We start from the raw sequence: 15,131 nt of genomic DNA, 5'->3' as shown, positions 1-15,131 counted from the left end.
TCAGGTACGGGTGGTCAAAAATGATCACAATCTTGTTGGGGCTTTCTTTGCTGACCCCCAATCTGGCATTGGCGAAGACAGAGGCCGTTCAAGCCAATCCGGAAGCGGCACAACAAGATGAGAATCAGAAGGCGGCGACCAAAAAATGGCTTGCAGCCTATCAAAACGCAAAGCAGCAAGGCAACGCGCTCAAACAGCAAAATCCGGAGGAACAACCTATTTTTACGCAAGAACAAGTGGCGAGTAAAGAGTGGGACTCGATCCGCCCCGAAGATGCTTGGAAGCTCTATCAATGGAAGGATAGAAGCGTGTTGCAGCTTGCAGCCTATTTTTATCCTCAATTCGATCGCTTTTTGTCGCATCACGAGCAAGTAGAGAAATATGGATGGTCGGATGATACCGTCAATCAAAAGTTGGACAAGCTGACAAAAGCACAAATGACGAAACTATCAACACTCCTTCCAGCAATCAAGACGTATCAGGAGCGTCGCAACGAACAAGCAGCCGTTCCGCAAGCCAGAGCTTTGGCTGCGCAAGCGACCACGCTTCCAGAAGACGCCATGTTCGAAACGGAAGGCTTGACCTACAAATACCAGCGCACCAATACCGACAATCCGGTGGACGAGCTGTACCGGGCGGCAAACGTGCAGGAAGTGGATGTGCAGCTGGAAGGCAAGCATGGCATGGACTTGACGGTCGAACGCCGCTACTCGTCGCTGGATGCGATGACGGAAAGGATTTACTTTTCCACATCAGGCAAAAACAAAACAGCTCCGCTGCAAGGAAACAACGATGGTTTGCCGGAAGGCTGGAGCTTTAATTTTCCGCAGTTTCAGGAAGTGTCCAAAGAAAACGCGAAGTGCACGTTCCGGTCGGATGATTCCAAATATACATGCGGTGCGGTCAGTGAGGGAAAGCGCTACATTTTTACGTTGGAAGACGGGACGATTCTTGAGTCTTCTTCCATTAAAGGGGAATGGGTGAATACGCCGTACAAGCCAAATGCCGGCATGTTATCCTACCGCCAGCCTTCCGGGGAGTTTGGCGAGAAGCATATTGTGACGCTGTCCGTGGATGGCAACACTTATGAATTTGGCGAAGATGAAAACTATCGCGGTGATGTCATGTACCGGATTTTCCTGGTCAAAAAGACGAATGCCTACGGAGATACCATCCGCTACCGCATTCCCGAAGACTACCGATTGCCGATTGAAATAACAGACAGTGTCGGCCGCCTGATCGTCATGGAACGAGGCGGGGGTGTCAATCTCAAAGTTTACCAGGATGCCAGCGAGACAAAGCTGCTGAAACATCTCGAATACGACTCAGATTACGCTGCCAACACAGATCGGGTTGTCGAGCATAGCGTCACGGGGGGAGAGAGCAAGGTCGTCGCCGAGTATAGCTATCTCGATCCGAAAACATACGGAAAAGCCGAGTTCGATCTGCATGCCGGATATGGCTTCCCTGCGCCGAATGGCGTGATCGACTTCAACGACGGCGGCCTGGAATCTACCGCGTATACGAATCTCGACAAGGAGAGAAGAAACACCGTCGAATACAAGCTGCTCAAGCAAGTCAACTATCCGGTCGAAGGTTTGTCCATGACCTATACGTACAGCTTGTACCAGCCGGATGCTCCAGGGTTCCTCGACCGGGGCGTGACGCGGATTTATCACGACAAGGAAGCGCTGACGTACACCAGCTATTTGCCTGTCACAGCGGTCAACTTCCGTTTTGCGAAAACGCCGCATCCCGATCAGCCTGCGACAGAATGGTATTCGTATACGAAGTATTATCCGCACATTACAAAGGAAATCTGGAAGTCGCCCAAAGCGCAATCGGTTCGGTTTGCCAAGCAGTCGCTTGCGAGAGACGGGGCATTGGTCGTGTCCAGAACGTTGCAGGACGGGCTGCCAAGTGAAGATAAAAACTACACCCCTAACCAGGATCGCAATTTCGTGCTGCAATCGGTCAAAAATTATGTGGGCAACGGAGCAGATAACGAGACGATTCCGGGAGAGCTTTCCTTCACGGAAGAGGGCAAGACCTATCGCTACAACCCGGTTAGTTACACGAGCTATTTGTACAAGGAACGGGATACAAAACCGTCTTACGTCTACAGCTTCTTGGGGCGTCCAGCCTCCATGACCGCCGATGCAGATGTGTATGCGTTTCTTTTGTCGCCCAGCCTTAATCGATTATCGAAGGTGCAAGCACGTTTGGATCGCTACGCGCAAACGATACAATACAATTACAACGCTTACGGCGATGTCACCAAAGAGATAGATCCGAAAGGCAACATCACAACGAGAGAATATGTAAATCCGCTTCTCCTTTCTGCGCTGCGTATGCCTGCCAGTATAACGAAGACGGCCGCAGACAACCCGGAGCACTACCACAAGGAAACGTATACGTATAACTCCAAAGGGCTTTTGGCAACGGAAAAAATCGTCGATTCTTATCCGGATGGCGGATCAGCAAAGGTCATGCAGGTAGACAGAGCTTATACGTATAACGATAACAAACAGCTGACCTCCGCAACGGAAACGAGTACGGGACCAGACGCGAAGACAGTGACGCAAAATATTACCGGGTACGATCCACTGGGGCTGTATCCTGTTGACATCAACCTGCGAGTCGAAGTGTCGACTGGGCAAATGCAAGCTTTGCACCACGGCTTCGCCTACGATGGAATGGGCCGACTGACAAATCGTGTTTACCCGGACGATATGGCTGTCTTGTACGAATATGATTTGCTAGGCCGTCGAACGAAAGAAAGCGTAACGAGCAAGGAACAAACCAGGACAACTACCTACGCCTATGACGATACGGCGCGCAAGGTCACATTGGTACTCCCGAACGGCACCAAGCTGGTCACTCAGTTCACGCCATTTGGAGAAATCGAATATAAAGAGCAAGTTGCAGCAAACGGAACTTCGCGACCGTTGCTGTACAATACCTACACGCTAGACGGCAACCATCTTTTGTCCAGTGCGCCATACGCCGATCAAGAACGTGCGACCACGTATGTCTACAATACAGACGGAAGCATCTGGCAGAAAAAAGACCCTGTTGGCACCACCGTATACTTGACTGCCAATTCGATCAGCGATGGTACCAGCTTCGCACCCGCACTCACCCGTATGACACTTGCGCCAAACGGGTTGCAAACAGTTCAATATCACGACCGACAAGGCCAGCTCGAAAAAGAAATTCAGCGAGCAGGAGACGGAGCCAAAAACCTGACCGCCGAGCTTGTCCGAAACTCGTTTGATCAAGTGAAGCAGAAGACAGAAAAAGACCAGTCAGGCAAGACACGCGTTTGGGAGTACCGCTACACCAATGACGGCAACCTTACCTATTTGCTGGACCCGGAACAAAACAGCTATCAGTACGAATACGATGCGCTCGGAAATTTGTTGACCGTCACTGAAAATCAGATGCAGACAACCAAAAATCATTACAATGCTCTATCCTGGAAGCTTAGCGAACAGGATGTGCCATCGGGAGCAACTGAATCTTATTCTTTTAATCAAAATGGCACGCTGAACACCTTTACCGACAAGACAGGAAATCGCCACGCTTATCGATATACGCCGTTTAACGAGCTGGCAAGCTTGATGACCCGCAATGCTTCCGGTTCCGTGACCAACTTGGAAACCAGAGACTACGTCCCGAACACGTCACTGGTCCAGAAGGAAACAAACAGCAATGGGGCGGACATCAACCCGACGGCCAACAATTATCGGGAGATCACGTACAACTACGATGCGTTTCAGCGGTTGAAAAGCCAAACGGTATTTGGCCGCACGTATCAATTGGGATATACGGACAATGACGATGCGAAAGACTCACTGACCTATCCGGACGGAACCGTAGTCAACTATAAATATGATCCGGCAGGGCGGTTACAGGAAGTAAACAGCCCGCTGACAGGAAAAATTCAGTACGACTACCATATGAAAGCCAGCGGGGAAAGCTATCAGCTTGCGTATCCGAACGGTTTCAAAGTAGAACGGGATTTGGACTCGTTTGGGCAAGTAGAAAAAATGACGCATCGAAAAGAAAGTCCCGTGTGGAGTGAAAACAACGAGTATTCGTTCGGCAATGTCGTTTCCAGCGAAAAAAATGGAACGCTGTACCGATACGATTATGACAAAGTCGATCGTCTGACCAAGGAAGTTGTTCCAGGAACCACGAACCAGTATACGTATGACGGCCGCGGGAATCGCTCCGCTTTTGCAGGAAAACGACCTGCCGACAAAGGTGTGACCACCTATACGTTTGACGAACGGAATCGACTGCGAAGTGCGACCAACCATACGACCGGATTGGATGCGACCTACACGTATTTCGGGAACGGACTGCGTGCCACCAAGACGGAAAATGGTGTGCAAACAAAATACGTGTACATGGACGGAAACGTCTTGGAGGAGCTGGATGCGAACGGCAATGCGATTGCTCGCAATGTTTGGGGCAATGAGCTGCTGTTCCGCAAAGACTTCCTCACCGATAAAGGCGGATATTACGCGTATAACAGCCATGGGGATGTCGTCTCGATTTTGGACGAATCAGGACAAGAACAAAACAAATACGAGTACGACACGTGGGGCAATGTCATCTCCAAGACAGAGGGAATGTCCAACCCGTTTCAGTACAGCGGAGAAATCTACGACGAGAAGAGCGGCTTTTACTATTTGCGTGCCCGGTATTATGATCCGAGGGTCGGGAGGTTTATTTCGGAGGATACGTATAAGGGTGCGGTGGATAATCCGTTGTCGTTGAATCGGTATACGTATGTTCTTAACAATCCATTGATTTTTATTGATCCTACTGGACATGCTGAGATTTCTTTACGAGCAGTTTGGCTTGGAATGACCAAAGCTGGTGACGAATTACCAGGGGCTTTGAAAAAAGCAGGAGTCGAATATGTAGGACTAGAAAATGTTAACACACTTTCAAACGGGAACTGGGATTCAGATGATGCCTTTGCAGCTGGTAGTGTTGCCATTAATATTGTTCCTGTAGGGAAGTTGCTTAAAACCACTAAAGCAGGAACTAAAACTGCAGTAAATGCATTTAAGAGTTCAAAAGGATTACCGCAAAGTATTCGCGATATGATGAAATCCCAGAAGATTGCACCTGACATTTTAGATAAGGGAGTCCATTTTAATGTAGGAAAAATCGAAATAACTGTTGTTCCTACAAATCAAGGAGGTATTGCTTTTAAACCGACTCATCCAGGGATGGCAGCAAAAAATCCTAGTCAATATAATTCTGCTCTTAAACAAGCAGAAGAAGCTATTCAACATCCAGAATTTAGAGAATGGTTATTGAAACATGCTCAAAGAGGATTGGAGTTATCTAAATCGGGAAAACCAGGGAAAGGAGCAGAGTTTAATTTCCTGATAAAAGCATTGGAGGATATGAAGTGAGGATAACAATTGACTTTATGAAATTACTAACAACAGGTAGCCTAGGAAACTTTACAGGAGGAGAAACGGAAGAAGAAATCATAAATTTGATTGGACAACCTGAAATTTATACACCCGAAAGGAAGTCATATCCCGCTTTTGTTATTTATGGGGACTTGGAATTTCGACTCCGTAAAAATAAGATAGAAACAGTAGTGATTACTCTTAATAATGGCACTATAAACATGCCTAATAGTATTGAAATCAAAAACTTCAATGGAGGAAATGAACTAACAATTGATTTCATTAAGGGACTATTAAGCGAGAATGGTGTGTCGTGGACACTAGATAGTGTAATGTCCGATCAATATCAAGCTAATTATGTATCGGACAAAGGTGTTCACTTTGCATTTGATTTAGAAGAGTCAGGAGTTTTAACTAAGATCGGTATCGAGTATAAATTGATGGCTAATTCTTAATCAAGGTATCCCAAACGAGTAATTTACGCTCGTTTGGGGTTCTTTAATTTTTCCTAAAGAAGCAAGGTGAAAATTTATAGTATTCCTGTTTCATGAAGACAGGTGTGTGAACATGTTTAAGCCCGAAACAAAAACAGCCATTCTTCAAGGATACAAAGTAAATACCCAAAAAGCTTATTCAAGAGTTTTCAACCTAACAATGAAGTTCGAAGTGGAACAAGATAAGGATTTGCTCATAAATCCCTAACGCCAAACCCTCACAGGCAGCCTCACCAGGGCTTGACCAGCAGCGGAAGGCTGCAAATTCGCCTCCAGATCGAAGCCCGGAACAGGTTCAATGCGCGAGAACGCCTTGATGAAGTGGTGAAAAGCTTTGTTCGCTTCCATTCTCGCCAAGGGGGCACCGAGACAGATGTGCGGTCCATTGCTGAACGATTGATGCCGATTGTTGTTTTTCCGGTGGATGTTCAAAGCAAAAGGGTCTTCAAACACAGCCTGATCAAAATTGGCTGCGCTCATCCAGGCAATCACGACATCTCCTTTTTTCAACTCAACACCCAAGACATCGTTATCTTCCTTCACCGTGCGATCCATTTTGCTAATGTGAAAACGATAGCGCAGCATCTCCTCGACAAAAAGCGGGACGAGGTCGAGGTCGCTTCTCAGTTCAGCGTAAAGGTTCGGATTGTCGTACAGCAAGGAATAAAACGAGTTGGCCAACAGGAGGCTGGTTGTCTCGATGCCCGCCCCCAAAATAAACATCGTGATGGTAACAATATCTTCATCCGTCAACTTGTCTCCCTCGTATTCTGCCTGAATCAGATCAGAAATGATGTCGTCTGCAAGGTGCGTTCTTTTATCGACCACGAAAGGGTGCAAGTAAGCAAAAAACTCTTTTGCCGCCTGTTCCTTCTGTTGATGAACTTCCTCGTTCTTTTCCTTTTGAATCGGCATGAACAAAAGATCGACCCATTTTTTGAACAGCCATTTGTCTTGATGCGGCACGCCAAGCAGCTCGGCCATGATGATGATAGGCAGCGGAGTGGTAAAATCTTGGACGATATCCACTTCCGTTTTTGCTTCCATTTCGCGAATCAGCTCGTTCACGACTTGTTCGACACGCGGCTCCCACTCTTTTAGGCTGCGCGGCGTGAAAGCAGCCGAGAACAAGGAACGCGCCTTGCGATGTTCGGGAGGATCACTGTCGTGGATATTGAGACGTTCTGGAAAAGAGCCTTCCTTAGTACCAGCCCCGACATTGACAAGCGTCCGTTGGCGTACACTCGAAAACAAAGCATAGTCGGTCAGCACCCGCTTCACATCTTCATAGCGGAACACATTCCACGTATTCGTGCCCGCATGATAAAAAACGGGCTGCTCTGCAAGCATTTTCTTGTACCATGCCACCGGAAAAAAATGTTCGGATTTCGTTTGGAAATCTGTTATCTCAGACGGTGAATACGCCTGCTTTTCCATCTACATCACCTCTTGAATTTGTCCATTATAGGGTGGATAATAAAGGGAATTTTATGCGCAAAAGCTTTTCAAAAGGGAATGGAGAAGGACAAGGAGAAGAACAAACATGACGTTAAAAATAGCTTTGGACAGCGTAGTGATTCATGAAACACCGCTGGAAGAAATCCACTTTGACACCAATACCATTGCGGTTACATTTGCTGACGCAGATGAAAAAAGGTGGAAACTGACGTTTAAACCTTACCAGGCGATCCAAACGACGACAATCGATTGCTACCCGTTTTCCAATCTGGTCATCGACGAGGCGATTGACGAGAACGGATATTTCCAGCGCTATTTGCTGGAAGTGACGGATTCCCAATGGATAAAAGCGTTACAGGATGAACTGAGGTTGATCGACCCGCATGCTACTTTCCTGGAGAAAGCGCATCATTACATTTTCCCTTTTCAAGATATTGTCGTGGAAATCATAGCTTGGGGCTATCAGCTGGAGGAAGTGTAATGAGTCTTTTGCGCACCTGACCACATTTTTTTATCGACAAACAATTCCAATCCGAGCAAAGAGCAAATCCAAACCCTCCAGCAGACCAAGGCGTGGTCTAGCTTGCGGGTTTCTTGGGGAGAAGTCGTTCCTACTTGAAAGGAGAGGTCATCATGAAAGTTGCGATCATGCTTTTCGATGGAATCACCGCGCTGGATGCGATCGGCCCATACGACGTTTTTGCTGCTACCTTGCAGTGGGAAGTGAAGTTTGTCGCCAAGCAAAAAGGATTGGTCAAACTAGATTCGAACATGGGCTACCTGCACGCGGATTACGATTTTTCCGAAGTGACTTCCGCCGACATCCTGGTTGTGCCCGGATGCAGCCCGCCTCACTATAAAACGCCGATGAATGACGAAGAAACGTTGGCGTGGATTCGCCGCATCCACGAGACGAGCAAATGGACGACGTCGGTGTGCAACGGCTCCCTGATTTTAAGTGCCGCAGGGCTGCTGAAAGGCGTCGTTGCCACCAGCCATTGGGGGTCGTTCGATTTGCTCGCATCACTTGGCGCCATCCCGACGGAAGAGAGAGTCGTTCGCCAGGAGAAAATCGTCACGGCAGCGGGCGTTTCCTCCGGGATCGACATGGCCCTCCAATTGGTCGCATGGGAATTGGGCGAACAGATGGGACAAGCTGTACAGCTGATTTTGGAATACGATCCCAAGCCGCCGTTTGACACAGGTTCACCGCAGAAAGCGCCAGCGCAATTGGTGGAGCAGATCAGAGCAATGCTGCAAGCGTTTGCCGAAAAGGAACCAAGCATGTAAATACAAAGACCAGCCAGAAAAGAAGGAGCATTCAGCGCTCCTTCTTTTTTGATTGCTCGTTAGCTCCGCCTTTTCACATAACAAACTCTTATAGTACAAAACCCGATCGGAATGATATTATTTATCGCAGTGATAGAACAGTCGCTGGGCAGCAACCGCAACGAGGAGCTGGCAAAATGGACGATCTGTATGTTTTTGTCATTTTCCCGGGAACCAGGGCTTTCTGTTTTGCATAATACAGGCAGAAAACAAAGGAGGTGGTTCAACTGGATGAGAGTCAATTAGAAGCGTGGGTGGAGGCGTACACGGACCGGCTTGTGCGGCTTGCCTATACATATGTGCGCGATTGGGCGCTTGCCGAGGATCGGGTGCAAGATGCGTTTCTCAAAGCGTACTGCCAATACCACCAATTTCAGCCCGGAAAAGACCCGTTTCCTTGGCTGGCCCGCATTACGATCAACGAATGCAAGATGTCCTGGCGAAGAACGTGGCGCGAAGTCGTGACAGAAATTTTTCCGCCCCGCATGAGCAAAAGCGCCGAGATCATCACGATGGAAAAGCTGGATGCAGCGCTCTGCTACCAGTTTGTGCTAGACCTGGTGGAACCATTTCGCACGCCTATCATCCTCTATTATTTTGAAGATTTGTCCATTGAACAAATCAGTGACATCCTCAGCGTAAGCAAAGGCACTGTCAAATCCCGTTTGGCCCGGGGCAGAGAGAAGCTTTACCGGACCATGGTGAAGGAGGGTAGCCATGGAAAAGCAGTTGAAAAATGCGAAACATCAATATGAGTCACATTCAGTGGACATGGAAGCTTTCAAAAAGAGGTTGAACCAAAAAATACAGAAGGCCGAAAGGGAGGGACTGTCCCGTAAAGGGGATGGGTGGACGTTGAAAAAAATAGCGCTTGTGAGTGCTGCTGTTCTGGCAATCGGATTTTCGGGAAGTGTGGCCGTGTCACCGACTTTTGCCAGCTACATCTCGTCTTTGTGGACGAAGAAGATTGACCCGGGTGTCCAGGAAGCCGTGAACAAAGGGTACGCCAAGCTGGCGAAAGCGAGTGTGACAGACCAGGGCATTACAATTGAAACATCTGAAGTGATCGCCGACCCCGCCCGGCTGATCGTCGCCATTTCCATGAAAAATGCGCAGGGAGAGTTTATTTTCCCTGATCCCGATATCGCTGCGAATGATAACAAGTTGTTTGTGACAGATGAGAACGGCAACGTGATCGCAGACGACATCCAATCGTATTATAAAGAAGGAGATATCGGGTATTTCCAGTTTGTTTTAAACGATGCTGTCTCCAAAAAGATGCAGCTGCGAATGGACGTGAAACGAATCCGTCTCAGTGGCAACCAATACAAGGAAGGCTCATGGAAGCTGACTGTGCCGATCGACATCGAGCAGAGCATGGCGGCAACCACAACTGTCTCTTTGAATCAGACATACACCACCCCGCAGGGAATCACCGTTGCGGCTAAATCTATTGTATATTCGCCAAGTGCGACAAGACTTACGTTTGAGACAAGCTGGACAAAAGCGGCGCGGGAGAGAATCGAGCGAACTGCAAAAAGCGTGGGAGCAACTGCGCAAGAGCGTGAGCTGCTGCATCATCAAAGCCTGGTTTTCCGGATTCTCGATCAAAATGGAAAAGACATGGTGAAGCTTGACGATCTGCTGGTTGTAAGCGAGGGGGATTCTCCAGCGCCGACCGTGTACGCAAGCCAGAAAATCGTAAAAGAAGGCAGCACAGAAAAAACGATCCATGAATACGTCTTTTTCTCCGGCCAGACTGAGAAACCGTTGACCTTTGTGCTGACTGGCGTGTCGACGTTTGAACCAAACGATTTCCGCCTTGCACTCGATCCGGCAACTTTGAAAACAAAGCCTGTCTCTGGCACGAAGGGAAACCATGCCGTCACCGTTACCGACTTGTCTGTGCAACAAAATCCCGCAACGGGACAAAAAGAGGTCGCTCTGCGAATGAAGGAGCAATCCACCAACTTGCGCATATGGAAGTGGTATTTGACAGACGACAAGGGCCAAGCGTATGAGCTGGTGGAAAATCGCGATGGCGAAGGGGAATGCAGCGCGAGCAAAGGGTCGGATGGCGTCTATGTAGAGCAATGCGACAATCAATACTTTGCCAAAGGAATGACCGCCTTGCCCAAAAAAGCGGCGCTGACGATCCGCTTAGAGCCGGTTCAGCACAGCGATTCCCAGTGGCGAGTCGAGCTGCCTGCTGCCACGCCTGCGAAAAAGTAATCGGCTACGCCTGGCTTGCCTTTTTTCCTTGGACGGAAGCGGAGCATTCTCTCCATTCGAAGTCCACGGCAAGAGGAAAAAGCTCTTTTTCGCAACTGCCGACCAATTCATACTTTACAAATAGGATTTATGTGTTTTAAACTGAAACTATAGAAAACCACTCCATCACATCAATCCATTCGGCCGATCAGTCCACTGAAGGCTCCCGCGTCTGTTTTGTTCAAGCGCGCGGGAGCCGTTTTGTATTCGGAAACATTTTTCGATTCGACAGGGGGGACGCACGTGGAATATTATTGTCTGACTTGCCGCCATGTCTTCGCGCCCGGACAAGAGCTGTGCGGACATCTGCAGCAGCTGTTCACATCTGTGCAAGGGGAAAAAATATGGCGGATACGCTTCTTGCATCGGTTTGCGTATGAATTTTACAGCGATGGGCAAATTCAGGAGCTGATTCGCGACCAGCCTCTGATGGTTTCCGAAGTGCTGTGCGTCGATCAGTTTGATACGAGGACGCATACGGGCCTGAACGCGATTGGCCAGCGGGTGTCCATTTTCGAGTAGCTGTTTCCTGTCATTGACAAACAGAAATCACCGCTTTAGTATAGTTTTATGACTATCAAACAATCGAACGAGGATGAAAAGCGCGTCAAAATCTTCAAAGCGTTGGCGGATGTGAAGCGGATTGAAATTGTTCGATTTTTGTATCGCGCAAAAGCAATGCATACGTGCGGTCACATCGGGAATACGCACGGGTTGAACAAGTCCAATACGACGTACCATCTGAAAATTTTGCATGATGCCGAGCTGATTGACATTATCCGCGACGGGCAATTCAAATTAATTCAATTGAGGGAGGAGACATTTCAAGCGTTTTTGCCGGGTTATTTGGACACGCTGTAGTGCCGGATAACCATTTTTTTCGAGCAATAGTTAAAGAGTTTTAGAACTATCGCAAAACACGTAAATGCGTGCAAGTACAAAGCGTGCGCATTGTCTGTTCGTCGGTACTTTAGTTTGAGAGTTTTAATACTATAAAATTTTTGGGGTGTCCATGATGCTTGAACAAAAGAAAAGCTTGTATTCGACTTGGCTCGTTTTGACCTTATGCTTTGTGATCATGCTGGCCGTGATCAATGCCGTCCTGTTTAATGTCGCACTCGCGGATATTTCCGAAGAATTGTCAATCGGTCCGTCGCAGGTCAGCTGGATTGTCGTCGGATACTCGATGATGGTCGCGATCGGTTCGATTACGTATGGCAAACTGGCGGATCGCTTTCGCGTCAAAAGCCTGCTGATCTTCGCTCTCGTCTTGTTTCTTGCCGGGTCGCTGATCGGTTTTGGTTTTTCTTCCTTTGCAGCGGTCATCATCGGGCGGATCATTCAGGCAAGCGGCGGCTCCGCGTTTATTTCCTTGTCGATGATCTCGGTAGCGAGATTTTTGCAGCCGGAGAAGCGGCCTGGCGCTTTGGCGATGTTCAGTGCGACGATTGCGCTGGCGGCGGGGATCGGCCCGTTGGTAGGGGGAGCCGTTACGCACACGCTGGGATGGCGGTACTTGTTTTTGCTCATGGTCATCGCTATCGTTGCCATCGCTCTTTTGATCAAGTTCATGCCAAAAGAGGAGCAGCAGCAGTCGCCAGCGTCGCTTCCGTTTGATTTTGCCGGAGCGGCACTGTTATTTGGCGTCATCGTGGCTGTTTTGTTTGCGGTCAATCTGAACGGACTGTTCTTTCTTTTGGCGCTCGCATTCGCTTTTGGCTTCAAATGGTGGCTGCCCAGGACTTCTGCGCCATTCGTGGAACGCGACTTGTTTGCCAACCAGGCTTACTTGCGATTGATCGGAATCGGCTTTTTGATGAATGTCGGCGCGATGGCCAACATGTTCCTTGCGCCGCTCTATTTGATCCATGTGCACAAGCTTTCGCCGTTTGTTGTCGGTTTGCTGTTGTTCCTCGGGGGCATTTCGGGCGTTTTGTCCAGCTTTGCCAGCGGAAAGCTGCTGCCGCGAGTCGGAGGGGGAAAAATCATTTTCGCGGCGACCGTGATGATGATGACAGGCTTCCTCGCGATGGGGGTGATTCCGCGGCCAGATATCATCGTCGTCACGATCTTGTTACTGCTGACCATGATGAGCTACTCCGCGATTCAAGTTTCGCTGAACAATCTCGTTCCGCGAACATTGCTGCCAAGCAAAATCGGCGTAGGGCTAGGCTTTTACAACTTGCTGAACTTCGTCGGGATGGCCTTTGGCCCGGCGGCAGCGAGCAGGCTTTTTGAGAAAACGGGCAACTACAGCCTGATTTTTCTCGGCATGGCCGTCGTGATTTGCTTGCATTTCCTGTTAGTGGCGAAACCTGCGGCAGTACAACAGCAGTCTCATTGACAGGCTTACTGGCGCGATAGCGATTGCAGACGCAGATGCTTCACAACCGCAACAAAAAAGCCGCTCTTTTCCTGCGAAGGAGCGGCTTTTGCTTGGCTTATTTGGCTGGCGTGCTTTCGGCAGGCCCTGGATGTGCTTTGACGTACTCCAGCGCATTGTAGATGATTTCCGCTGCTTCTTGGCGCGTAATCGCATCGCGCGGGTGCATTTTTTGCCCGTCATCCAGCTTGGCGATTCCGAGAACGAGCGCCCGCTGAATCGTGCCCTGGTAGCTTGGGTTCAGTTGCTCCAGATCGGCGAAGTCGCGGGGAGCGATTTTGATCATCGGCAAATCGTAGTGTGTTTCCATCGCCAGCATGAGCTGATGAATAAACTGTTCTTTCGTCCAAATCTGCTCCGGTTCAAGGTCGGCTGGCAGATCGAGTCCGTTGTTTGCGGCGATGATCAACACGTTGGAGTACCAGGCATCGTTATCGGCCTTGGCAAAATAGTCGGTTGCTTTCGGCTCTTTGATAAAGCGAATGTTGTCGATGTTGAGACGGAACGCACTGACGATCAACTGGATGCCTTGGGCAGCCGTAATCGTCGCATCCGGCATAAAGCGATGATCGTCCACGCCCCGTAAAATTCCTTGTTGTTGCAACGCCATGATTTTATCTTTAGCCGCTACATTTTGCAAATCGGTAAACGGAGCGGAGGCGGCAAAGCCTTGTTGGGCCATAGACAGTGTCAGTAAGGCAAAAGTAGAAAAGGCGAGCAGTTTGCGAGTGGCTTTCATGATTATCACCTCGGCTGTTTTTGAAAAGCTTCACCTGTAGGACGACGGTTTTTCGCGAATGTTTCACGGAGTCATTTTGCAGAATAAATAGACTGCCTTTTCTGTTTATTATATAATGTTATAAGACGTACTAATTAACTCACAGGGGGAAACGTGATGAAACTGATTGCGATTGGCGATAATGTGGTGGATTACTACAAAGACCGCGGCGAAATTTTTCCCGGGGGCAATGCGCTGAACGTAGCGGTGCTGGGCAAACGGTATCAGGCAGATGTGTCCTCGTACATTGGCATCATCGGCAACGACCAGGCGGCTGATCATGTCAGACAGACTCTGCTTTTGGAAAAGATCGATATTTCCCGCTTGCGTCAAGCGATCGGCCCGAATGGAGAAGCGATCGTTTCCCTCAACGCCGACGGTGATCGCGTGTTCGTCGGTTCCAACAAAGGCGGTGTGCAAGCGTACATGGGGCTAAGGCTGACCGATGACGACAAGGCGTACATAGCCAGGCATGAGCTGCTGCACACGAGCATTTACAGCAATCTGGAGCACGAGTTGCCCGAATTGCACAAAGCGATCCGCATTTCCTTCGACTTTTCGACGCGCTGGACGCCTGCCTATTTGGAGCGAGTATGCCCTTATGTCGACTACGGCTTTTTCTCGGGGAGCGACCTGACAGAAGACGAGTGCCACCAGCTCGTCCAGCAAGTGCATCATCTGGGAACAAAAGTCGTCGGGGTGACGCGCGGCGCGCAAGGAGCGATTTTTTCCGAAGCAGGCAAGCTGTACCGCCAAGAAATTGTTCCGACCGAGGTCGTAGACACGTTGGGTGCGGGAGACTCGTTTATCGCCATGTTTTTAATGAAGTACCATCCAGACGGCGACATGCAAGCGGCGCTGAGGCAGGCGTCAGTAGCGGCGGCCCAGACGTGCGGACATTACGGCGCTTTCGGATACGGCGTTCCCAAAGTTGGTTGATCGGTCAAAAAAAAGAAGCTAGAGACATCTTCTAGCTT

The 15,131-nt window shown here is 49.1% G+C and carries 13 protein-coding genes; 11 read left to right on the top strand and 2 right to left on the bottom strand.

Translation table 11 applies throughout. The annotated features are described in order from the left end of the window. Window positions 1-20: 20 nt before the first annotated feature. From NST23_RS14695 to NST23_RS28470, 3 genes are all read left to right on the top strand, one after another. Window positions 21-5,438, top strand: a complete 5,418-nt coding sequence (locus tag NST23_RS14695; RefSeq protein WP_340963997.1) for an RHS repeat-associated core domain-containing protein — start codon at window positions 21-23, stop codon at window positions 5,436-5,438. Beyond that, complete coding sequence (locus NST23_RS14690) at window positions 5,435-5,896, top strand: hypothetical protein (protein WP_122966438.1); 462 nt, start codon at window positions 5,435-5,437, stop codon at window positions 5,894-5,896. Before NST23_RS14695 ends, NST23_RS14690 begins: the two co-directional genes overlap by 4 nt. 112 nt (window positions 5,897-6,008) lie before the next feature. Then, the gene (locus NST23_RS28470; RefSeq protein ID WP_373926309.1) at window positions 6,009-6,143 is read left to right on the top strand and encodes a phage lytic cycle repressor MrpR family protein; all 135 of its coding nucleotides are present in this window, start codon (window positions 6,009-6,011) and stop codon (window positions 6,141-6,143) included. Here NST23_RS28470 and NST23_RS14685 read toward each other — a convergent pair. Beyond that, entirely contained in the window at window positions 6,140-7,372 is a 1,233-nt protein-coding gene (locus tag NST23_RS14685; protein WP_122966439.1) for a cytochrome P450, read from the bottom strand. The two genes, NST23_RS28470 and NST23_RS14685, sit on opposite strands and share 4 nt — an antisense overlap. Before the next feature lie 106 nt (window positions 7,373-7,478). On the opposite strand from NST23_RS14685, the gene NST23_RS14680 reads away from it, so the two are divergent. From NST23_RS14680 to NST23_RS14650, 7 genes are all read left to right on the top strand, one after another. Then, window positions 7,479-7,874, top strand: coding sequence for a hypothetical protein (locus tag NST23_RS14680; RefSeq protein ID WP_340963993.1), 396 nt, complete (start codon window positions 7,479-7,481; stop codon window positions 7,872-7,874). Between the two features lie 152 nt (window positions 7,875-8,026). Continuing rightward, window positions 8,027-8,683, top strand: a complete 657-nt coding sequence (locus tag NST23_RS14675) for a DJ-1/PfpI family protein (protein ID WP_173598177.1) — start codon at window positions 8,027-8,029, stop codon at window positions 8,681-8,683. Between the two features lie 257 nt (window positions 8,684-8,940). Continuing rightward, window positions 8,941-9,477, top strand: coding sequence for an RNA polymerase sigma factor (locus NST23_RS14670; protein WP_122966442.1), 537 nt, complete (start codon window positions 8,941-8,943; stop codon window positions 9,475-9,477). Between the two features lie 100 nt (window positions 9,478-9,577). After that, window positions 9,578-10,954, top strand: a complete 1,377-nt coding sequence (locus NST23_RS14665; RefSeq protein ID WP_242771293.1) for a DUF4179 domain-containing protein — start codon at window positions 9,578-9,580, stop codon at window positions 10,952-10,954. Between the two features lie 282 nt (window positions 10,955-11,236). Continuing rightward, window positions 11,237-11,515 (top strand): hypothetical protein, encoded by a 279-nt coding sequence (locus NST23_RS14660; protein ID WP_229049688.1) that lies wholly within the window; start codon window positions 11,237-11,239, stop codon window positions 11,513-11,515. A 48-nt stretch (window positions 11,516-11,563) separates the two neighbouring features. Further along, window positions 11,564-11,854: an ArsR/SmtB family transcription factor gene (locus tag NST23_RS14655; RefSeq protein ID WP_063228204.1), complete on the top strand. Its 291-nt coding sequence runs from the start codon at window positions 11,564-11,566 to the stop codon at window positions 11,852-11,854. A gap of 151 nt (window positions 11,855-12,005) precedes the next feature. Beyond that, a complete protein-coding gene (locus tag NST23_RS14650) occupies window positions 12,006-13,337 on the top strand; it encodes an MFS transporter (RefSeq protein WP_340963989.1) in 1,332 nt (443 codons plus the stop codon). 97 nt (window positions 13,338-13,434) lie between these two features. Here NST23_RS14650 and NST23_RS14645 read toward each other — a convergent pair whose 3' ends face one another. Further along, the gene (locus tag NST23_RS14645) at window positions 13,435-14,115 is read right to left on the bottom strand and encodes an S-layer homology domain-containing protein (protein ID WP_122966446.1); all 681 of its coding nucleotides are present in this window, start codon (window positions 14,113-14,115) and stop codon (window positions 13,435-13,437) included. 156 nt (window positions 14,116-14,271) lie between these two features. On the opposite strand from NST23_RS14645, the gene NST23_RS14640 reads away from it, so the two are divergent. Further along, entirely contained in the window at window positions 14,272-15,093 is an 822-nt protein-coding gene (locus NST23_RS14640; RefSeq protein WP_280649268.1) for a PfkB family carbohydrate kinase, read from the top strand. Window positions 15,094-15,131 lie beyond the last annotated feature (38 nt).

It is taken from the genome of Brevibacillus sp. FSL K6-0770 (genome assembly GCF_038000275.1).
Taxonomy (GTDB): domain Bacteria; phylum Bacillota; class Bacilli; order Brevibacillales; family Brevibacillaceae; genus Brevibacillus; species Brevibacillus parabrevis.
This window is presented reverse-complemented; position numbering and strand designations above follow the sequence as displayed.